Origin of the sequence: Stygiolobus caldivivus, assembly GCF_019704315.1 — an archaeon.
GTDB lineage: Archaea > Thermoproteota > Thermoprotei_A > Sulfolobales > Sulfolobaceae > Stygiolobus > Stygiolobus caldivivus.
The window spans coordinates 2,659,298-2,679,011 of record NZ_AP024597.1 but is presented as its reverse complement, the minus strand read 5'-3'; the positions used below and the strand labels follow the sequence as shown (position 1 = coordinate 2,679,011).

The following is a 19,714-nucleotide window of genomic DNA, read 5'->3' as shown; positions in this document are numbered from 1 at the left end:
TCTTTTTTAACTTTTTACTTTTTACGGTGTTATTTGACTACTAAAACTGGCGTCTTCGCGTCTTCTACTATCTTAGTCGACACACTACCTAAGATTATCCTCTTAAAAGTAGACAACCCCCTGCTACCAGTGACGATTAGGTCGCTTCCGTTCTTTGAAGCGTATTCAAGGATTGCAGTAGCTGGATCTCCTTCTAGTACTACAGCCTCGACTTCTTTTACACCGTTTTGCTGGGCTTTAGCCTTAGCGTTTTCTACGTCAGTCTTAGCCTTATTGTAGACCTGTTGGATGACTTCACCAGGGATCGGTGCCACACCCATTCCTAGTAGTGCAGCTGTATCGACTACTTCTACTACATCGAGTTTAGCACCGTACTTGCTTGCAAGGTCTATTGCGACATCCAGTGCTCTGATCGCGTGATCCGAACCATCATATGCTACGAGAATTTTTTTAAACATACATGATCACTTTCTATTTCTTAGAATCCATTTAAAAAACTCACGCTATATTAATATTACCTACCTTTAGGGAGCGGGTATACACGTTTCCCTTTACCTCCTTATCTTTACCTATTCCCCCGATAATTCCCTTTAACATATCCTTTAAAGTGCCAGTAATTACGACTTCTCTAATTGCGACCTGATTATACCAAGCTACAGAACCTACTACTGAGAACTCACCAGTATCGAAATTGCTTGTATGAACTCCCTGAACTTGGTCTATGACTACCGTATCCTCTTCAGCGTCAGGGGCTATATCAATGTCGAGTATTGATGAAGAGATTACCGGTAATGAAGAATAAAACCTAGAAGATGAATGTGTATTAGCTTTTCCAGCCCTATTTGCCCAGTATGTATTAGATAGAAATGTCGTTACTTTACCATCACTCACTATTCTCGTCTCTTTAGAGGGTAAGCCCTCGCCGTCAAAAGACCTGCTATACGGAGCCCAGTTTATATTAGGATTATCTATAATATTTAATTTCTCACTTAAAATTTCACCTTCTTTTAACGTGCTCTTACCCCTATATACGTTCTCTAAAGACACCGCATAAGATAAAAGTGGAGACAGTAGAGAGGAAATAGCTTTAGGAGTAAAGACTGCTTCTTTAACTTTCTTGTCCAACACCGTCCTTTTCTTAAAGATCTCCCCTTTCTTTCTTGCTTCATCTACTATTTTCTGGGGGTCTAATTTAGATAAATCCCTGACGGTAATACCCTCATAAAATTCAGGTGTTATGAAGTCGTCACGCTTAAAATTAAATACTACCGAAACACTACCTAGACTCCTCTGTTCATTAACGTCAACACCCTCTGTGCTTATTACCTTAACTTCAGACACTGTAAACTCATAATATTCTGCAATTACATTTGCAAAACCTCTGATTTCTCCCAATACTCCTTCATATTCCTTGACCTTTTCTCTAACTTCGTTAAGCTCAAAGAACTTAAGGTTAATTCTATTTACCTTTTCAGGTGAAGGGAGGACGTTGAATTTGTCCTCTTTAGAAGCTTTAGAACTTTCTATAGCTAAATTAAGTATACCTTCATCGAGGACGGTAGAATAAGCAAAACCTACCCTACCGTCTTTGATAACTCGTAGCCCATAGCCCTGGTCGACGAGGTTGAAAGAATAGAACTGTTCCCCTCTCTTAACTTGGAAATTTTTAGACTTTACACTATATATCTCCGCTTCGTATCCCAAGTCTTTCGCTCTCTGGATTAACGTATACTCATCAACCAACTACACCACCCACCTTCATCTTCTCTACTTTTACATAAGCTCCTCCTGTCCCTACTGGGACAGATTGCCCCTCTTTACCACAGAACCCCGACCAAAAATCTAACTTATTAGAGATAGCTGTTATGTTCTTTAGGGTCTCCAATGTGTACCCTGATATCCCGACCAGCTTAGTAGGTCTAACTATTTCCCCGTTCCTTATCACATATCCTTCTTGGATACCGAACTGAAAAGTACCATCAGGACTCGTTTGACCTCCGTGTGGTGAAACCAGTAAAAGCCCGTTCCTTGTATCCCTTATCATTTCTTCATATGAGTGTTCACCGGGCGCTATGAATGTATTTCTCATCCTAACAATTACCGGGTTCCTGAAGTCCTCAGCCCTCGCATTACCCGTAGGCTTTTGACCCAAATATGCTGAGTAAAATCTATCGGTTAAATACTCGTTTACAACTCCGTTCTTAATTATATATACGTCCCTCCCTTCAACCCCTTCATCATCATAAGTTACAACACCTATTGCAGACGCGTAGTTTTGAACTGGAGAATCAATGATGTTCACAAACTCCGGGGCTATAGTTTTTCCCCTTAAGGGGTGTAAAATCCCGTTTATTGCTAAATCTGCTTCAGCTAAATGTCCTACAGCTTCATGTGCAAATACACCTACTACATCAGGTGCAAGGACTACTTCATAACTATCTGCCTTAACACTTTCACCTATGAACTGGTTCTCTATCCTTCTCTTTAACGTCTCTAGTATATTTTCCTCTCCTATCACTTCAATAGGATAACCCATGTAAGTGTACCTAGAAAACGTAGCAGAAGCTAAGCTATCTCCTTCTCTTGCAGTAATTACTATGGAAAGCCCAGCAATTGTATAGTTCATAGATATATCCCTTTCATCTGTACTCTGGTACTCCCTTCTTACCTCACTTTCGTGATACCTTATTGAAACACTCTTAATTCTGTTATCAAGACCTATTAGCTTCTCCCTCAACTTCTTGAGGTCGTTCATCTTCTCTTCAACGCTTTTATTTAGCTCCACTTTTGGCTTGATTTCAACCTTGTCGTGTTTAGGGGGTAAGTATACTATATTCACCTTTTCGTCCCCTACAGCACTATCTACTGCGTCCTTAACGTCGTCCCTCGTTAGCTCTTTACTAGATGAAAAGTACCCCCAGTTACCCTTATAGAGAACTCTTAAAGAATACCCGTCATCTACACCGTTCGTAGAGACGATCTCTCTATCTTCCGTTACTAAGAGCGATAATTCTTTCACCCTTATACGCCTTATGTCCGCAAAGGTGGCACCTAATTGTTGGGCGTAGTCCAATAACGAGTTCATACTTTTAACCACGCTAAAAGAGTATAAATTAATGAATGTGGAAAAGATTAGCGTATCTATCCCAAAAGAACTTTACGATAGACTCGAAAAGTATATGCAGACTAGTGGTGTTAGCGATAGGAGTAAAATTATGCAAACCGCTTTAAGAGACTTCCTTGACGAAAACGAGAGGGATGAAACATATGTTATTGGCATTATTAACATCGTCTATGATAACGAAAGTACGGCTAAGGTTACCTCAGTGCAACATGAGTACGAGAATAAAATAATATCTGTCTTACACGTCCACAGGGACGAGAAGTGCGTTGAGGCAGTCGCAGTAAAAGGTATGAAGTCGGAACTTGTAGACTTAGTAAATAAGTTAGCGTCCATCAAAGGTGTGAGCAAAGTAAAGTTAATAGTGTCAGACGTGCAAAATAACTCGCATGCCTAAGATAGTAGTTAGCGAAGACGCGAGAAAATTAGGCGTCTTTATTTCTTATACTGAAGTCACGAGTATAGTGGTTAGACCAACTGAAGGTGAACTTGAAGAAGAGATGAAAAGAATAGAGGAGAAATATAAACATATTAACCCAGAGTCACTGAAGGAGGACCCAGTAGTTAGGGCATACAGAGATTTCTATTGGAAAATAAATATAGACCCTACGAAGACGAGACCAAGCGGAGAGGCCCTCAGGAGGAGGATATCGAGAAACGGTAAATTACCCCGTATTAATAATGTAGTAGATATAGGGAATTTAGTAAGTGCAGATACATTAGTTCCTATAGGTATATATGACGAATCTAGGTTCAAGTATCCTATAACCCTGAGGTTAAGTAACGGAACTGAAAATTTTTACGGTATAGGTAAGAAAGAACCGGAAAAGGTCGCACCTAATATCCCGATATTAGTAGATAGTGAGGGGATTGTAATGCACATATATCCGCATAGGGACTCCCAACTCACCAATGTGATCGAGACTACTAAAGACGTACTTATTATCGGGGCTGGAGTTTTAGGTGTTAATAACGATCTGGTAAAAGAGGCGACTAAGAGAGTGGCAGAACTACTAGTTAAATATGCAAATGGTAAGTGGAATAAGGAGGTGTCGATTTTATGAAAGTCTTGGTAGCAGGATATGGTAATGTAGGTAAGGCTTTTGTAAAATTAATCTTTGAAAAGAAAGGTAAGTTGGAGGAGCTTAAGGACATAGAAATAGGCGGAATTGTAAATAGAAAGGGAATTATGGTAGGGTATAAAGACCAGTTCACCGTGGACATCGAGGGAGATGTTTTTACAGCATACGAGAAAATAAAACCCGATATAGTAGTCGATACAATGTCAGCAAATTATAAGGACGGTAATCCGTCTTTAAGCCTTTACAAATTAGCACTGAAGGATGGGACTAGTGTAATTACTACGAATAAAGCTCCTCTTGCGCTCGCGTTTAATGAAATAATGGGACTAGTTGGGAAAGGTAGGCTTGGGTTCCAAGGAACTGTCATGAGCGGTACACCTTCAATAAACTTACTGAGGATACTTCCGGGCTCCGAGGTGAAAAGGATACGGGGGATCCTTAACGGCACCACTAATTTTATCCTTACAATGATGTATAATGGGCAACCTTTCGAATCGGCATTAAAAGAAGCTCAGAGATTAGGGTATGCTGAAGAAGACCCTACCTTAGATATAAACGGTTTTGATGCTGCCGCGAAGTTAACCATCTTGGTTAATTTTGCGATGAAGAAGAGTGTTACCATAAGAGATATAAAGTTTACAGGGATACAAGGCATAAAAGGGGCATATGACGGACATAAGAAAGTCAAGCTAATTGCTTATGCAGATGAAAACGAGATCGAAGTGTCACCAAAGGTGCTTACTCCTGAAGACCCTTTATACCACATAGATGGGGTCGAAAATGCTTTAGAGATTATGACTGATATTCAAACCACCATAATTAGGGGGCCCGGAGCTGGGCCTATTAATGCAGCCTATGGTGCATTCTCGGACCTTATCCTCTTAAAAAGGAATTTCATTTAAAACGTTTTATAATCTCTTTACTCTACTGTAGCAAAATTGGTATGAATTAGAAGGAGTTCTAATAACCTAAAATAATATATTAACATTTTTCTTCTTTTTTCTTTTTTCATATTATTTTTAGTATTATAGCTACCATGAGAATTATAGCAAGATAAGGCGATGAAAACTTAAAGGACCTCCACGCCTCGTCTTTTGTTGGATTCTTCAATAATTTAAAGTTATAGTATAGAAGAATAGACGAGAATATGGCTGTTATTATACTATACACGATCCCTAAATAAACAGATAGGTATAAGGCAAAGGGTATCATTAAGATGTTTGATATTGCAATAGCCTTTGCAGAAGTTTTCTCGTCTACCAAAACCGGCAACATAGGTATTTCGGCTTTAGCATAATCATCCCTAAATCTTAGTGCCAAAGACCAGAAGTGACCTGGTGTCCACATAAAAACTAAAAGCCCTAACATAAGCGATTCTATATCAAATGCATTTGACGATGCTGCATAACCAGCCCATGCTGCAGCACTACCTGCCAGACCTCCGATGACTATATTCCACCACGTCCTGGGCTTAAGCCATATAGAATAAACTAGCACATATACTAAAAATCCTAAGGCAATAAATAGAGATGTAAGCAGATTATCTAACAGCCCTATTGCAGTTCCCGTAATGGCTAAGAATATCCCGACCATATAAGCTTCTTTTTTGCTCACTTCACCTTTTACAGTAGGTCTCCATGAAGTCCTTTGCATAAGCTTATCTTTTTCTATCTCTAACCCACCATTGATTATCATACCACCCCCGGCGGCTAGACTCCCTCCAATCAAAACTGGAATAACGTAAACCCATGACATTATATCTGTCACTTTAGTAAGGCCCAATACAAACCCTGTGAGTGCAGCCATGTCAAGTAGGCTTATTACTCTAGGTTTAGCGAGTTTAACGTAATCATTTAATTTCCTCGAAAAGGTAATTGACATCTTAAAATAACATTCGGTCTTCGAATTAAAAAATTTATTACAAATAATAGCTAACATTTTAAATCTATAAAATATTGTGATAATGAGACAAATTTAAATTATATGATTATAGGTAGAATGAAAATAGTTAAACTTTAATTTAATAGCTCATAGTTACCTTTAAATCTGCATTCTTATCCTTATATATTTTCACTTCTACACTAGTATCCCCACATCTTTTTCTTAAGATTATATATCCTTCCTCTTCTTTTACTGTAACCCTTAAATTACCGCAATTATTCAAAGCTTTTAATTTTAGTAAATAGGGAGGTTTTAATCGCTTTAGTGCTTTGCTATATACGTAGTCAAAAAGTTCTGTGGGACTTTCAAAATCTAGTGTTTTGACTGGTACTTTAAATATGATTTCTATGTAATACTCATTAACATTCACTTGTAAAGCTTCAAATTTTCTAGTGTTAAAATAAGCGATAATTAGTGGAGCGACGCTTACTATAGCTATGATCTCAAGGAGAAAATTTCTAAAATAATAATAAGAAATAAGAAAAGTAGAGAGTAAAGATAAGCCTACGGTGAAAGGTATATATCTTAGGGTTTCAACGAAATCTTTAAGGTATTCGGAAATAGAGAAAGAAGCTATACTACTCCCGGCATAAGGTATGACGCCTAAGAAAGCATAATAAAGAGGTTTTTTGTCCTTATCCATAGGTAATATTAGGGGAATAGGATTTAAAAGTCTTTTTCAAAGAACTTTAAATAAGGATTGGAGAGAATTTAGATAAAAATACCATCTATTGAATTTATTAATTCGTCTTTTACCTTACTCAGATAAAAAATTGAAAGAAACTATTTACCTTTGAAGCTAGGACTTTTTCCTTTCAAAGAATGCATCTATTCCTCGCTTAGCTTCTTCACTACTAAATACTACTCCCCAGCCTAAACTCTCCATGTTGAGCCCGGCTAAAATGGGGATATCTAGGCCTTGGTTTACAAGTAACTTAATTATCCTTAGTGCTACGGGAGACTTATCGGCAATTTTCATAGCTAAACTCCTCGTCTCCTTCTCGAGGTCAACCAAGGGTACTACTTTATTGACAAGGCCTATCCTTTCAGCCTCTTTAGCTGGGATCATATCACCAGTCATCATCATCTCCATAGCTTTTCCTTTCCCTATAAGCCTAATAAGTCGCTGAGTGCCCCCGAAACCTGGGTATATCCCTAGGGTTATCTCAGGAAGCCCTAACTGCGATTCCTCAGCTGCTATCCTTATGTCACATGCCATAGCTAGCTCTAACCCACCTCCCAGAGCATAGCCGTTAATCATAGCTATAGTGGGCTTCGGAATATTCTCTATATAATCCATTAATTCCCTACCTTTTCTTGCAAATTCCCAAGCCGTTAGACCGTTTAACGATTTGAATTGAGTGATGTCTGCACCAGCACAGAAGGCTTTCCCATTCCCAGTTATCACTATTACTTTTATTTGGTCGTCAAGGACTAAGTCGTCCACAGCTTGTCTCAAGTCTTTAATTAGTTGGTCATTTATAGCGTTACGTTTATCCGGTCTGTTAAGGTATATCCAACCTAATGGAGGTTCCTTCTTTAACTGGACTGTGTCCATCATAATCTATATAGAGATGGACATAAAAAAGTTATATAAATACTGGTTCAAACCTTTCCTCAAAAGCATGTTTAGATAGCTTTCCCTCTATTGGTAATTTATAACCGCAGTAAGAGCACCTCATGTCTTCGGTCAGGTGCCACTCTAATATCCTGAAACCGTCCCTACGTATTACCATCTTTCCACAGTTAGGGCAATACGTATTTTCATAGGGATGACCGGGTACATTTCCTATATACACAAAACGGAACCCTATCTCCCTCGCTAATTTATAATGCCTCTCTAGTGTCTCAACTGGCGTCCACGGTATATAGTCTAACTTGTAATCTGGGTGAAATCTGAGGAAATGAATAGGGACGTCGGGCCCCACAACATCGATCAAAGTATTGAGTAGTTTCTTAGCAGCATCAAGATCATCACCGATTTTAGGAATTATGAGGTCTGTTATTTCTACGTGAATACCATAAGATTTTAGTTGCCTGATAGTCTCTATTATAGGTTCCGGTCCTGAGGCACCAGTATATCTTCTCATAAATTTCTCTTCTCCGTTGCCTTTAAAATCAATAGTAACAGCATTAAGAAAATCCCTTACATAATCTACTAGTTCATCTGTCCAATACCCATTACTTACCATAGTGTTAAAGAGCCCGTATTTCCTGGCTATTACCCCAGTGTCATGTGCAAACTCAGCAAATATAGCAGGCTCATTATATGTGTAGGTAATACCTTCAGCTTCATAAGCCCTTGCTAAGTCAACCAACTCTTGAGGAGAGAGTTCCTCGCCTTCAGCTCTTCTCCTCTGACTGATATCAAAGTTTTGGCAATACATACACATCCAGTTGCATCCAAAAGTAGAGAAAGAGAATACCTTGGAACCGGGATAGAAGTGGACTAAAGGCTTCTTCTCAATGGGGTCTATATGGGCAGCTGCCACTTTACCGTAAACGTCTAAGTAAAGTTTACCGTCTTTAACACTCCTAATCCCACAGAACCCTCTCTGCCCCTCTCCTATAAAACATCTCCTAGCACAAGCTAGGCACCTCACTCTGTTCCCTTCTATCTTATACAACGTACCTTCCTTCGCCATTAAGTTATTATATAATACGCAATCCTTATAAATACATTTCTTTTAGAATACAGAACATGATAAGAAAAATATACTATTACAAGAAGGAAGGAATTTCATCTGATTTAGATAGTATTAAGGCGGTACTGAGACAAAAGGGGGTAAAACTAATAGATATTAGAGTATGTAAATATGTTGAAATAGACTTTTTTGATGAAGACGACGAAGACAAAGTGGTAAGGCTTTTAGGTAAACCGCTTTTCACAAACTGCGAGAGGTGTAGCTTTGAAGAGCTCTTTTTTAACTTTAGGTTTTGGGAAGCACATGAAGAATTAGAGAAGAAATGGAAAGTTGAGGAAGACATACAAAAAAAGAAATATTTACAATCGCTTATCTTGATCTCTGCTTCTCTAATAAAGTATTGCAAAGGCGAAGTTAACGTCTCCGATAAACTACTATCTAATGCGTTATCTCTTATAGCCGAACTTCCTGAGGAGCTCCTTCCTCTCTTTTATATCAATTTCGCTCTCGATCCCTAAAGGCGTATATCCGTCTACTACGCCTATAACTCCTCTTCCTTGGTCTGTCTCAGCAACTAGGACTTGTAGGGGATTAGCGGTAGCAGCAAAAATCCTTACGACTTCTTCCACGTTTTTTATTCTGTTTAGGACATTTATTGGATAACCGTTCTTTAAATAAATTACAAAAGTATGCCCTGCTGCTATTTTCATAGCAGTCTCTTGGGCTTTTTTAATTAACTCCTCATCATTTCCGTCCCATCTAATAAGCCTTTTGCCACTAGCTTCACAGAAGGCTATCCCGAATTTTAATGTCGGGCTTGAAGATGCCAATGTCTCATACAAGTCTTCAACAGTCTTAATAAAATGAGATTGCCCTACAATAACGTTAGTACCTTCAGGTATTTCTACTCTCACAACATCTATTTTTACACTCATCATAAGTTGTAGATCCTAGAGAAAAATAAAATCTAACTGTGAATCAGGCGAGGACCACAACATCACTTTTCAGGCGTACTCCGCGTTCATCACGACTTTAAGTACGCATAATCCAATACAACCTCTGTGTTGCCGTTTACATTTATATTTTTAGTAATGTGAAATACCGTGAATAATAAAGTGTATCCGCCAGGCTTAACGTAAAACACCGCGACACCGCTACTATTTGTCAAAGTCTGGTTTAGGAATTTTCCATTATAGTACAGCCATATATCAGCAGAACCTAGGGGTCTTGAGCCGCCCCCGAAAGGACCGTAGTTAACGAGGATTTTGACTACTAACTTATATTCCCCATTAGGTAAAGGAGTTCCTCCCAGGTTTTGTGAGTATATCACCGTCTTATATGAGCTATTAGTCACGTAAACTCCTATAGCTGTCAATATTATGACTATCAAGGCCAACACGAGGTATATGCTATTTCCCATCGGTAATGTTTGTTTAAGCCTAATATATAAGTTCGTTCATCAATAGAGTGTGTCCAATAAGCTGTGGGAAGCGTTCAGAGTATCTTTGAGGAACGACAAGCACCTAATTAGGCGTTATATAATTCTCGGTGCCTTTGACGGGATCTTGGTAGCTATCAGTGTACTGCTAACATCCGTCTTGGCTAGAGAAAGCACCCCTAAAATAGTTTCAGTAGTCGTATCTGGGATTATAGGTGTAACTATATCTTCGATGTGGAATACGATGGTGGTTGAGGTCAAAGAGAAAAGAGAAGAATTAAGACAACTAGAACTACAAATGATGAGAAAATTAAAAGGCACTATCTATGACTACTCGTTTAAAATATCTATAATCTTAACTACACTGTCCCACTCTCTCTCCCCTTTTTTCGGTCTAGTCAGCCTTATAGTATATTTGAGTACACGAAGTATTATGTTAACAGTACTGATCTCAGCGGTTATCCTTTCAGGTCTAGGTATACTATACGAAGGTGACCTAAAAGAAAAAATAGGGACAGCGATCTTGATGTTCATAGCCGGAATAGTAGCGTCATTGCTTTCTATTCTTATATCCACCAACCCGTAATACTCCAACACCCGAACCTACTGTAGAGTTCGATACAGCTTTTCTTATCTCCTTTATTACATTTTTCGCATAAAGGTATATAGTCATTTACGGTCTCTTCATCACAAACTACTCTGCCGCATATTTCTACACATTTTCTCCCTTCAATCTCAACGTAACATTTAGCCACTTTCATGCACCTTTTTAAACTTTTTAAACAATATAAACATATGTCTAAAGTCCTTCAAAGAACCGACAAACAAGGGGATATTGTAGATAGGAGAGAACAAATTAGGCAAATAATAAATCAAATTGAAAACGAAAGCGAAGACCTCAAAGTAGTAGCTTTTATGGAACATACTACACCCCCAGAGACTGTAAAGCCAAAGGTAATAAAGTTCCAACAAGTAATAAAACTTCTTAGGGTATTAGCTGAGGATAATCCTATAGAGAAAGGAGTAGCAAAGGTAATGTTCTATTCACCATCAACAGGTAGATCTAGAGGGTTAACACCAACTATGATGCCAGGCTTCCAGTACATTAAAGCTGGAATGCAGACTAAACCGCACTCCCATAATATGGCATCAGTCTACTTAGTAGTTAAAGGTAAAGGCTACAGTATAGTGGACGGTAAGAAGCTAGAATGGGAAGAGGGAGATGTATTTGTAGTACCGGCTAATATGGTTCATTATCACGTAAATACCTCTAAAGAAGACGCAGTATTATTTGATGTGACTGATTCGGGGCTACTAGAGAATTTAGGAATATTAGAATTTAGAGAAGAATAGAACCAAATAAAAATAATAGAGTAGATGATATATTGTTTTTTATCCTTTCTATTTTATCCTATTTTATCACACTTTACCCCTAAGCAGCTTTATTAGAGATATGAGTTTCTCATCTCTCCACTTTGAAATTTCCTGGAACGACTTGCCCTTTAGGAATTCGTATTCTTTCATCTGCTGCACAGATCTCACCACTCCAGTGTACGGGAATTTATCGTATTTAGCTAAAGTATACATCCATTCGTTAGCACCATATCCAAAGCCTCTACTAAAGAAGTATTCTAATCCTCCTTCTCCTCCACCGAGGTGGTAAGTTAAGAACGGACCCATAAAAGCCCACCTGAGACCTATTGCGGCGGTCATTACTTTATCGATATCTTCTACGGTGGCTATCCCTTCATCGACCAAGTAAACAGCTTCTCTAAATAGAGCAAACGCAAGCCTATTACCCAAGAAACCTGGGACTTCCTTTTTCAGAACCACAACTACTCTCTCTAGTTTGTTTTCCATAAACTCCTTCGAGGAGTCTAATACTTCCTTTGATGTCTTTTCTCCGGGAACTATTTCAACTAGAGGTAATAAGTGAGGGGGGTTCCATGGGTGTATGATCACTCCCCTCTCAGGATGCCTTGGCATTGCCTTCTGTATTTCCGTCATCAATAAGCCTGAAGTACTACTACCCAGTATTACCTCTTTGTCCAATTTCTCGTCTAGTTCTTTAAAAAGCTTCTTTTTAACGTCATATTCTTCTATTACAGCCTCTAAAACTAGGTCTGTGTCCTTGATAGCTTCATCGAAACTAGTTGTAGGATGGATAAACTTCATATAATAATCCGGTTCTTTCTCTACTAATTTATTCTCATGCAATACATTCAAATAACCTTTTATTTTAGCTAACCCTTTATCTAAGGTTTCTTTCTTCTCGGTATAGAAATAGTTCTCGTAGCCTTTTACAGCCAAGAGAGTACTCCATCCTGCTCCTATTACTCCTGCACCAATCACAGAGACTTTACGTATCTGTCTCATAGCTTTTAAAAAAGTATAAAGAGTATAAGTATTTTTTGTCCAAAAACAGTATAATTATGCGATTGCTTTATTTATTAATTAATCCACTTGAGTCATGAAATGGATATTACGATACAAATAAAGGAATATGTCGAAAAGATAACACCGAGGTTACAAGAGAGGTTTGACAGTAGAGAAAAATTACTATTATTATCTAGAGAAGTAATAAGGTATGCTGGTGAAACGATATCACTGTCACATAAAATGAAGGAGGAAGAAGCTAGTAAAAAGTACCAACAGGCTATACAAAAACTAAAAGAATTACAAGAAGTTGTTAATAATTTTCCTGAGCTTTTATATGGTGATGTAGGTACAGCGTTTCAAGAAGTAGCTGAGGCTAGTGTTGTTTATTCAATATATTTCGGTCAAAAAATACCTACTGGTGAGGAGCTGGGGATCCCCGATGTTTACTACGTCTTAGGAATAGCTGATGCTATAGGTGAATTAAGGAGAAGGGTACTGGAGTTGCTAAGGAAGAGAGAAGTAGATAAAGCTGAAGAGACGTATGCAGTTATGGAGGAACTTTATGAGATCCTATGGGAACTTGAATACCCGAAAGCCCTAGTGCCAAACCTGAGGCAGAAAATAGATTCTCTTAGGAGGCTTTTAGAGGAAACAAACCACGACTTATTCTTAGCTCACTTAGAATAAGCCTCTTTAACATAATCCACTAGCCTTTCTGGGACATTAATATTAGTCGCTACCATAAACCCCTTAAATTCAGGTACATCATTAAGCTCATTGACTACATAACCCTTAGAAGGGTGTTCAAGTATATCTATAGATACGAATTCTCCGCCTACAACACCTACTGCTTTCAACACCGTTTCTTCCAATTTACTGTCGACGTCTATCTTAGATGGGTATCCACCCAAGGCAATATTAGCCCTCCACTCGTTCGGGGGTATATTCCTAGCATAACACCCCAGTAATGTCTTACCCATTACTATACACCTTATATCCCTTCCTTTATACTGAATATACTCTTGGACGATATGTACCTTTAAGGCTGAATTGCCCATTAGTTCTCTATGTTCTACTATAGTTTTCCCTTCAAAATTATCTCTGATTAATGAGACTAGCCTACCCCAGCTACCTATTGGGGGCTTATCGATCAGTGGGAAACCTTTTTGCTCATACGCCTTAAGTGTAGCATCTGGAGACATTGCTATAATTGAGTCTGGAATCGGTATACCGTGTCTGTAAAGCCTGGAGTATGTTAGGATCTTATCGCCACATATATTTATCGCATCAGTTGAGTTAATTGTGTGAACTCCTGCTGCTTCAAATACTGCCGAAGCATAAAGGGCTCTATACATACTAACTGGTCTAATTATAGCTACATCATACCTGCCTAGTCCTTTATTGAATGGTATTGGTTCTTGGCCTACATTAATAATGTCATATGGTACTTGCTTGGTGTCTAATGCCTTTGCTATTAGCTTCTCCTCTTGCCTTATTATATCTACTATTAAGGCTACTCTCATATCCCCGCACCATATTCCTTAAGTTCTTTAAATGTTAACCTATCTTGAATAGAAAAAGATTTAGTTATTTCTGCTCCTAACCTACCATTTAAAATTATGGGTACGTTATAATCGACGGCAATACGCCTCACCTCATAATCTAACTTCTTAAGATATCCATCAGTTACTACAATATCAACTTTTCTATCCCTGATAAGCGTTATTGCTTCTTTTATCCCAACGCTTTCAACTCCTTCAATCTCTGCACCTTGCAGGGTATAAGTAACTACACCGTATTCATCCAAATTTTTAGCTGCTAAAGCCAAGTACTCCTTGTTGCTTTTACCGTATACTAGAGCTGTTGTACCCCTTGAAGGGACTTTATTTGGGGTCACAGCTAACCAGCTCTTGAGTAAAGCATCATAGAAATCCACACCTAAAGACGCAGCTTCTCCAGTGCTCCTCATTTCTGGGCCTAAGAAGGGATACGACCCTTTTAACTGAGCCCATGAGAACTGTGCGGACTTAACTCCCCAAGCACTTGGCTTCAACTCTTTAAACCCATCGAAACTATATCCCTTTAAAATACCTTCTAATGCTAGTGTTATGATATTCTTTCCAACAACCTTACTGCTAAATGGCATAGACCTACTCGCTCTCAAGTTTAGTTCTATAATATACGGTTCGCCGTCCTTTACTACGAACTGAACGTTAAATGGCCCTTTTATCTCTAGTTCACGCATTATAGCATATACTTCATTTTTCATTTTATCGACGGCATTTTCGCTCAACTTCCTATACGGAATTGAGATAGTAGCGTCTCCGCTATGCACTCCAGCTTCTTCTATATGTTCCATCACTATCCCATACACCCCCTTACCGTCAGAAGCACCATCTATCTCAGCTTCTATGGCGTTCTCTATATACTTTGAAATTACGGCAGGGTGTTCAGGTGATATTTCGGCAGCTCTCCTGAGATATACTAATAGCTCATTATCGTCATGGACTATCTTCATTGCTGAACCGCTTAACACATAGCTCGGCCTAACTAAAACAGGGTAGCCCACTCTTGACACAAATTTCTTCACTTCTTCTATTGACTTAGCTGAAATCCATTCTGGCTGCTTTATTCCCAATTTGTCTAATAATTTAGAGAATTTTTCTCTGTCTTCCGCGTTGTCTACGCTTTTACCCGAAGTGCCTAAAAGCCTTACACCCTCGTCTTCTAGCTTCTTTGAAATACTGTTCCCTATTTGACCTCCGGTAAACGTAGCTACATAATTAAACTTCTCTTTCCTAACAATGTCTAAGACCCTTTCAACGTTAATCTCGTCAAAGTAGAGCTTTCTAGTTATGTCCCAATCCGTAGAAACTGTTTCTGGGTTATAGTTAAGTATTGTAACTTCATCAAAATATTGCTTTGCCGAATCAAGTAGAGAAACTACACTCCAGTCAAATTCTACCGATACGCCTATCCTAAAACCCCCTGCCCCTATAATTAAGAGTTTTGAGCCAGTATCTGAAAATTCGATATCGTCCTCCGTCCCGTTATAAGTTAGATATAAATAGTTTGTTACGGCAGGCCATTCTCCTGCCAAGGTATCTATCTGCTTTACTTTAGGTTCTATCCCTAGCTTTTGCCTTAGTAGCCTAACCTCTCTCTCATTAATGTTCATTGCCTTTGCTATCTGGTAATCACTGAAACCTAACTTCTTAGCTTTAAACAGAGCCTTTTCATCAATCCTTTTAGTTTTCTTTAGCTCCTCATAAAACTCTACTACATTCTTAATTTTATTCAGAAAGAACTTACTAACACCAGTAGCGTCGTATATCTCGTCTATCGTAGCCCCTTCTTTAAATGCTTTAGCTGCATACAAGAACCAATAAGGCCTTTTGTTTTTAAGGCTCTCAAGGGCTTCTTCTTTTTTCATTCTAGATTCATAGATCTTCCCTCCGACTAAACCCGGTTCACCTATATCTAACATTCTAACGGCTTTTTGCAACGTCTCTTCAAATGTCCTACCAATGCTCATAACTTCACCTACACTCTTCATTTCAGTGGCTAGGCTTTGCTCTACATTTTCAAACTTATCTAAGTCCCATCTAGGGATCTTAACGACTAAATAGTCAAGGCTCGGCTCAAAGCAAGCACATGTAGAACCGGAGACTTTGTTTAACACCTCATAAAGGTCATAACCTAGTGCCAATTTAGCCGAAACGTAAGCTAAAGGATACCCCGTAGCTTTACTAGCAAGTGCACTCGATCTAGACATCCTAGGGTTTGTCTCTATTACGTAATAGTTATAACCCTTAGGGTCTAGAGCGAATTGGACGTTACATTCACCTATCAGACTAATAGATCTAGCGACATCAATAGACATGCTCCTCATATCTTGGAACTCTTTGTTATCCAATGTCTGGCATGGCGCTATTACAGTAGACTCTCCCGTGTGAGTGCCCATCGGATCTAGGTTCTCAATGCATGCTATTACAGCAGAGTTACCGTGCTTATCCCTCATCACTTCGTACTCCAATTCGACCCAGTGATAAAGGTATTTCTCTATTAATACCTCGTGGATATAACTTTGGCTCAGAGCCCTACCTATATCCCTTTTTAGGTCTTCTTCATTCCACGCAACTGTAGAACCTCTTCCACCAAGATTAAAACTTACCCTGACCATTACTGGGTAGCCTATCTGTCTTGCCTTTTCTAATGCCTCTTCTTCGTTTCTAGCTGAAAGACTGGGAGGTACTGGTATACCTACATCGATCATAGTTTCCCTAAATTTCTCCCTGCTGAGCGCTTTCTCGATGCCGTCAATGGGAGTCCCTAACACTTTAACACCATATCTTTGGAGTACGCCTTTTTTGAATAAATCAATACCCACATTCAAGGCAGTCTGACCGCCAAAGCCTATCATTATAGCATCTGGTCTTTCTCTCTCTATTACCTTCTCTACAGCCCACCAGGTCACTGGAAGTAAGTACAGTTTATCAGCAAACTTATAGCTAGTCTGAACTGTGGCTACGTTAGAGTTAACTAAAATTGTTGAAATCCCTTCTTCTTTCAACGCTTTCAATGCTTGACTCCCTGAGTAATCAAATTCCGCAGCTTCAGCTATCTTAATTGGACCTGAACCAACTAATAGGACTTTTTTAATTGACTCACGCATTTTTAACCACCATCTTCTTAAATTTATCAAAAACCCATGTTACGTCCCAAGGTCCTGGCCTTGCCTCAGGGTGGAACTGCGTAGTTATTATAGGCAGTTTTTCGTGAACCCACCCTTCTACTGTCCCGTCATCCGGGTTGTAAAACCACATCTTAGTGTTAGGTGGTAGGTCTTCTTTAGATAGAATACCATAACCGTGGTTATGGGTGGTGATATAACACTTATTGTCAGTAGTGTCAATAACAGGTTTATTTACTGCTCTGTGTCCGAATTTCATCTTTTTCACCTTACCGCCCAATGCTATCGTAGCGATCTGGTGACCTAAGCATATACCCAAGATAGGGAGTTTATATTCAACTATTTCTCGGAAGTTCTGAGATAAACCTACAAGTAGGTTTGGATTACCCGGACCGTTCCCGAACACTATCCCCTTGGGGTCAAAGTCAATTATCTTATTAACAGAATAAGAGCACGGTACTCTGACTATAGTAAAACCCCTCTGATATAGTTGATATAATATACCGTGTTTAACACCACAATCCACTAAGACTACTGTTTCCTCTGATTTACCTTGGTGTATAATTGGGGCTTTAGGAGAAGTATATTGTGTAAAATCGATTTCATCATATCTTTTCTCTAAATATTTTTTCACATCAATGTCACCAAAATCTATGCCAGACGATATTACTCCCATCATAACTCCATAAGACCTTACTTTTTTCACTATTGCTCTGGTGTCTACTCCTTGTAGTCCCGGTATCCCCTCCTTTTTTAACCATGTGTCCAATGTCATTGATGAATTCCACTTAAATGGTTCAGTGTGTTCAGCTACTACTACCCCCTCTACCTGGATCACTTCTGATTCAAAGTTAGTTAATATCCCGTTTACCGTATTTTTCTCAGGAATACCGTAATTTCCTATAAGAGGATGTGTAAAAACTAATATCTGGCCTCTGTAAGAAGGATCGGTCAGGCTATCTGGGTACCCGTTCATTGCAGTAGTAAACACGATTTCTCCTGCTCTAATACCCTTAGCCCCAAACCCACTTCCTCTAATTATCGTCCCGTCTTCTAGGTATAGAAAGCCTGTACTTTCACTGTAGGATTCCATCTTCTATCACCTTAAGTTCCGAAATTTTATCTATAAATTGTGATTTATATTCTTTAAATATATTCCATTTTCTTTCTAGTTTGTCTTTCTTAAAGCTTATCTCGTCTTTAATTAGTTCCGGGTTTGGAGAGCCTATTACTGCCTTTTTTTCTATAGAAGTTTTAAATGAAATTTCTGACTGAAAAGTGCCCGCTTTAATCTTGTTAGCAACCTCCATATAAGCTTTTCTATAGGGTATTCCGGTAAGAGCTAAGTCCTCAGCTACGTCAGTTGCCGTTATACTTTTATCATCAAACTTGCCTATAACTTCCATTTTTTCTAATACGTCCTTTACCACATAAATAGTCGGGATCACATGTTTTACACATTCCCAATAATGCTTGTTAAGTTCTTGTAAGTCCAAATTATAACCTGATGGTAAAGCTTTATAAATAGTCATCAAAGACATAAGATGACCTAAACATTCACCTACCTTAGTCCTCAAGACCTCCATAGTAACTGCATTCCTCTTTTGGGGCATTAGACTGCTGGTACTTACGTGGGTGTCAGGAAGCCTTATAATACCTATAAAGGAAGATGATAAGAGCACAAGGTCTTCAGACAACCTACTGAACACTAACATCATAAGAGTTAATGAAGAGATTGCAGAAATCAAGTCTAACCTCGACGCTGTCGCTGAAATCGTGTTATAAACTACTCCTTCAAATCCTAATAATTCAGCTTCCCTTTTCCTATCGAGTTTTACATTAGTACCTACGATCGCCCCGCTCCCTAAAGGGCTTCTATTCACGAGTTTTAACGACGTGAAAAGCTGGTCCCAGACGGAGTCCAATTCTTCATCTACGTAAAGTAAGTAATGGGCAAGGGACGAAGGTTGCGCAGGCTGGAAATGAGTATAAACGGGAAGGAGTATATCTGTGCTTTTTTCAGCTCTGGACAATAAAGAGGAACGTAAATTATATAGTGCCTCAAATACGTCCACTAACGCATCTCTCATTTTTAACCTCAGAGCTGTAGAGACATGATCATTCCTACTCCTACCTAAGCCTACCCATCCACCTTCTTCACCTACCATCTTTATAATATAGTCTTCAAGTGCCTCATGGACATCTTCATAGTCCCCGACGTACTCTCTAAAAGAATTTATTGCCTGTAATATTTTCTTTGCCACATCCTTTTTTATATAACCAGATAGGTAAAGTTCAATTACATGGGCCTTCATTACCGTTTTTACTTCCTCAAATATCTCTCTGTCACTCTCGTTAGAGGAAGTGTAAGTTACTACGTAATCTTTCTCTGATCCCCATTTACGATATAACATA

At 38.8% G+C, this 19,714-nt stretch carries 21 protein-coding genes and 1 pseudogene; 7 read left to right on the top strand and 15 right to left on the bottom strand.

Annotation, left to right across the window (positions count from 1 at the left end):
• Positions 1-29: 29 nt before the first annotated feature.
• From KN1_RS13430 to tldD, 3 genes are read right to left on the bottom strand one after another with little or no spacing between them, the layout of a single operon-like run.
• On the bottom strand, positions 30-458 hold the full coding sequence (locus tag KN1_RS13430; protein ID WP_221288170.1) for a universal stress protein: 429 nt from the start codon (positions 456-458) through the stop codon (positions 30-32).
• Between the two features lie 40 nt (positions 459-498).
• Positions 499-1,743 (bottom strand): TldD/PmbA family protein, encoded by a 1,245-nt coding sequence (locus KN1_RS13425; RefSeq protein WP_221288168.1) that lies wholly within the window; start codon positions 1,741-1,743, stop codon positions 499-501.
• Positions 1,736-3,085: a zinc metalloprotease TldD gene (gene tldD, locus KN1_RS13420; protein WP_221288166.1), complete on the bottom strand. Its 1,350-nt coding sequence runs from the start codon at positions 3,083-3,085 to the stop codon at positions 1,736-1,738. The genes KN1_RS13425 and tldD overlap by 8 nt, the downstream gene beginning before the upstream one ends.
• A 31-nt stretch (positions 3,086-3,116) precedes the next feature.
• Here tldD and KN1_RS13415 point away from each other — a divergent pair, with 31 nt between their 5' ends.
• Genes KN1_RS13415 through KN1_RS13405 form a run of 3 tightly spaced genes read left to right on the top strand, consistent with a single transcriptional unit; the run spans position 3,117 to position 5,105 of the window.
• Complete coding sequence (locus KN1_RS13415) at positions 3,117-3,518, top strand: CopG family ribbon-helix-helix protein (RefSeq protein WP_221288164.1); 402 nt, start codon at positions 3,117-3,119, stop codon at positions 3,516-3,518.
• A complete protein-coding gene (locus KN1_RS13410) occupies positions 3,511-4,185 on the top strand; it encodes a B3/B4 domain-containing protein (protein WP_221288162.1) in 675 nt (224 codons plus the stop codon). The genes KN1_RS13415 and KN1_RS13410 overlap by 8 nt, the downstream gene beginning before the upstream one ends.
• Entirely contained in the window at positions 4,182-5,105 is a 924-nt protein-coding gene (locus KN1_RS13405; protein ID WP_221288160.1) for a homoserine dehydrogenase, read from the top strand. Before KN1_RS13410 ends, KN1_RS13405 begins: the two co-directional genes overlap by 4 nt.
• A gap of 106 nt (positions 5,106-5,211) precedes the next feature.
• Here the strand turns inward: KN1_RS13405 and cyoE are convergent, their stop codons facing one another.
• The 4 genes and pseudogenes from cyoE to amrS all read right to left on the bottom strand — a co-directional run bounded on the left by cyoE (position 5,212) and on the right by amrS (position 8,789).
• Positions 5,212-6,084, bottom strand: coding sequence for a heme o synthase (cyoE, locus tag KN1_RS13400; protein ID WP_221288159.1), 873 nt, complete (start codon positions 6,082-6,084; stop codon positions 5,212-5,214).
• Positions 6,085-6,223: 139 nt separating this feature from the next.
• Complete coding sequence (locus KN1_RS13395) at positions 6,224-6,787, bottom strand: hypothetical protein (protein WP_221288157.1); 564 nt, start codon at positions 6,785-6,787, stop codon at positions 6,224-6,226.
• A 140-nt stretch (positions 6,788-6,927) separates the two neighbouring features.
• Positions 6,928-7,702, bottom strand: a pseudogene (locus KN1_RS13390) (enoyl-CoA hydratase/isomerase family protein).
• Positions 7,703-7,733: 31 nt separating this feature from the next.
• A complete protein-coding gene (gene amrS, locus KN1_RS13385) occupies positions 7,734-8,789 on the bottom strand; it encodes an AmmeMemoRadiSam system radical SAM enzyme (RefSeq protein ID WP_221288155.1) in 1,056 nt (351 codons plus the stop codon).
• A gap of 56 nt (positions 8,790-8,845) precedes the next feature.
• On the opposite strand from amrS, the gene KN1_RS13380 reads away from it, so the two are divergent.
• The gene (locus tag KN1_RS13380; RefSeq protein WP_221288154.1) at positions 8,846-9,307 is read left to right on the top strand and encodes a DUF309 domain-containing protein; all 462 of its coding nucleotides are present in this window, start codon (positions 8,846-8,848) and stop codon (positions 9,305-9,307) included.
• On the opposite strand, the gene KN1_RS13375 is transcribed toward KN1_RS13380, so the two are convergent.
• Positions 9,236-9,724: an adenosine-specific kinase gene (locus KN1_RS13375; protein WP_221290797.1), complete on the bottom strand. Its 489-nt coding sequence runs from the start codon at positions 9,722-9,724 to the stop codon at positions 9,236-9,238. The genes KN1_RS13380 and KN1_RS13375 overlap by 72 nt on opposite strands.
• 89 nt (positions 9,725-9,813) lie before the next feature.
• A complete protein-coding gene (locus KN1_RS13370; RefSeq protein WP_221288152.1) occupies positions 9,814-10,209 on the bottom strand; it encodes a hypothetical protein in 396 nt (131 codons plus the stop codon).
• A gap of 49 nt (positions 10,210-10,258) precedes the next feature.
• Here KN1_RS13370 and KN1_RS13365 point away from each other — a divergent pair, with 49 nt between their 5' ends.
• Positions 10,259-10,813, top strand: coding sequence for a VIT1/CCC1 transporter family protein (locus KN1_RS13365; RefSeq protein WP_221288150.1), 555 nt, complete (start codon positions 10,259-10,261; stop codon positions 10,811-10,813).
• On the opposite strand, the gene KN1_RS13360 is transcribed toward KN1_RS13365, so the two are convergent.
• A complete protein-coding gene (locus KN1_RS13360; protein WP_420857149.1) occupies positions 10,794-10,982 on the bottom strand; it encodes a hypothetical protein in 189 nt (62 codons plus the stop codon). The two genes, KN1_RS13365 and KN1_RS13360, sit on opposite strands and share 20 nt — an antisense overlap.
• 40 nt (positions 10,983-11,022) lie before the next feature.
• Here KN1_RS13360 and KN1_RS13355 point away from each other — a divergent pair, with 40 nt between their 5' ends.
• Entirely contained in the window at positions 11,023-11,580 is a 558-nt protein-coding gene (locus KN1_RS13355; RefSeq protein ID WP_221288147.1) for a cupin domain-containing protein, read from the top strand.
• Between the two features lie 66 nt (positions 11,581-11,646).
• Here KN1_RS13355 and KN1_RS13350 read toward each other — a convergent pair whose 3' ends face one another.
• Positions 11,647-12,603 carry a 3-hydroxyacyl-CoA dehydrogenase family protein gene (locus tag KN1_RS13350; protein WP_221288145.1) on the bottom strand — a complete coding sequence of 319 codons (957 nt, stop codon included), beginning with the start codon at positions 12,601-12,603 and terminating at the stop codon, positions 11,647-11,649.
• 99 nt (positions 12,604-12,702) lie between these two features.
• Between KN1_RS13350 and KN1_RS13345 the strand changes: the two genes are divergently transcribed.
• Complete coding sequence (locus KN1_RS13345) at positions 12,703-13,293, top strand: translin family protein (protein WP_221288144.1); 591 nt, start codon at positions 12,703-12,705, stop codon at positions 13,291-13,293.
• Here KN1_RS13345 and lysX read toward each other — a convergent pair.
• From lysX to argH, 4 genes are read right to left on the bottom strand one after another with little or no spacing between them, the layout of a single operon-like run.
• The gene (gene lysX / locus KN1_RS13340; protein ID WP_221288143.1) at positions 13,281-14,129 is read right to left on the bottom strand and encodes a lysine biosynthesis protein LysX; all 849 of its coding nucleotides are present in this window, start codon (positions 14,127-14,129) and stop codon (positions 13,281-13,283) included. The genes KN1_RS13345 and lysX overlap by 13 nt on opposite strands.
• Positions 14,126-17,281, bottom strand: a complete 3,156-nt coding sequence (gene carB / locus KN1_RS13335) for a carbamoyl-phosphate synthase (glutamine-hydrolyzing) large subunit (protein ID WP_221288142.1) — start codon at positions 17,279-17,281, stop codon at positions 14,126-14,128. Before carB ends, lysX begins: the two co-directional genes overlap by 4 nt.
• Entirely contained in the window at positions 17,274-18,392 is a 1,119-nt protein-coding gene (carA, locus tag KN1_RS13330; RefSeq protein ID WP_221288141.1) for a glutamine-hydrolyzing carbamoyl-phosphate synthase small subunit, read from the bottom strand. Before carA ends, carB begins: the two co-directional genes overlap by 8 nt.
• Entirely contained in the window at positions 18,376-19,713 is a 1,338-nt protein-coding gene (gene argH, locus KN1_RS13325) for an argininosuccinate lyase (RefSeq protein ID WP_221288140.1), read from the bottom strand. Before argH ends, carA begins: the two co-directional genes overlap by 17 nt.
• Position 19,714: the final 1 nt, after the last annotated feature.

Coding starts and splice junctions, on each gene's coding strand:
- KN1_RS13415 (WP_221288164.1), top strand. CDS start 3,117: ATGAATGTGGAAAAGATTAGCGTATCTATCCCAAAAGAACTTTACGAT.
- KN1_RS13410 (WP_221288162.1), top strand. CDS start 3,511: ATGCCTAAGATAGTAGTTAGCGAAGACGCGAGAAAATTAGGCGTCTTT.
- KN1_RS13405 (WP_221288160.1), top strand. CDS start 4,182: ATGAAAGTCTTGGTAGCAGGATATGGTAATGTAGGTAAGGCTTTTGTA.
- lysX (WP_221288143.1), bottom strand. CDS start 14,129: ATGAGAGTAGCCTTAATAGTAGATATAATAAGGCAAGAGGAGAAGCTA.
- cyoE (WP_221288159.1), bottom strand. CDS start 6,084: ATGTCAATTACCTTTTCGAGGAAATTAAATGATTACGTTAAACTCGCT.
- KN1_RS13370 (WP_221288152.1), bottom strand. CDS start 10,209: ATGGGAAATAGCATATACCTCGTGTTGGCCTTGATAGTCATAATATTG.
- tldD (WP_221288166.1), bottom strand. CDS start 3,085: ATGAACTCGTTATTGGACTACGCCCAACAATTAGGTGCCACCTTTGCG.
- carB (WP_221288142.1), bottom strand. CDS start 17,281: ATGCGTGAGTCAATTAAAAAAGTCCTATTAGTTGGTTCAGGTCCAATT.
- amrS (WP_221288155.1), bottom strand. CDS start 8,789: ATGGCGAAGGAAGGTACGTTGTATAAGATAGAAGGGAACAGAGTGAGG.
- carA (WP_221288141.1), bottom strand. CDS start 18,392: ATGGAATCCTACAGTGAAAGTACAGGCTTTCTATACCTAGAAGACGGG.
- KN1_RS13350 (WP_221288145.1), bottom strand. CDS start 12,603: ATGAGACAGATACGTAAAGTCTCTGTGATTGGTGCAGGAGTAATAGGA.
- KN1_RS13345 (WP_221288144.1), top strand. CDS start 12,703: ATGGATATTACGATACAAATAAAGGAATATGTCGAAAAGATAACACCG.
- KN1_RS13375 (WP_221290797.1), bottom strand. CDS start 9,724: ATGAGTGTAAAAATAGATGTTGTGAGAGTAGAAATACCTGAAGGTACT.
- KN1_RS13380 (WP_221288154.1), top strand. CDS start 8,846: ATGATAAGAAAAATATACTATTACAAGAAGGAAGGAATTTCATCTGAT.
- KN1_RS13395 (WP_221288157.1), bottom strand. CDS start 6,787: ATGGATAAGGACAAAAAACCTCTTTATTATGCTTTCTTAGGCGTCATA.
- KN1_RS13430 (WP_221288170.1), bottom strand. CDS start 458: ATGTTTAAAAAAATTCTCGTAGCATATGATGGTTCGGATCACGCGATC.
- KN1_RS13355 (WP_221288147.1), top strand. CDS start 11,023: ATGTCTAAAGTCCTTCAAAGAACCGACAAACAAGGGGATATTGTAGAT.
- argH (WP_221288140.1), bottom strand. CDS start 19,713: ATGTTATATCGTAAATGGGGATCAGAGAAAGATTACGTAGTAACTTAC.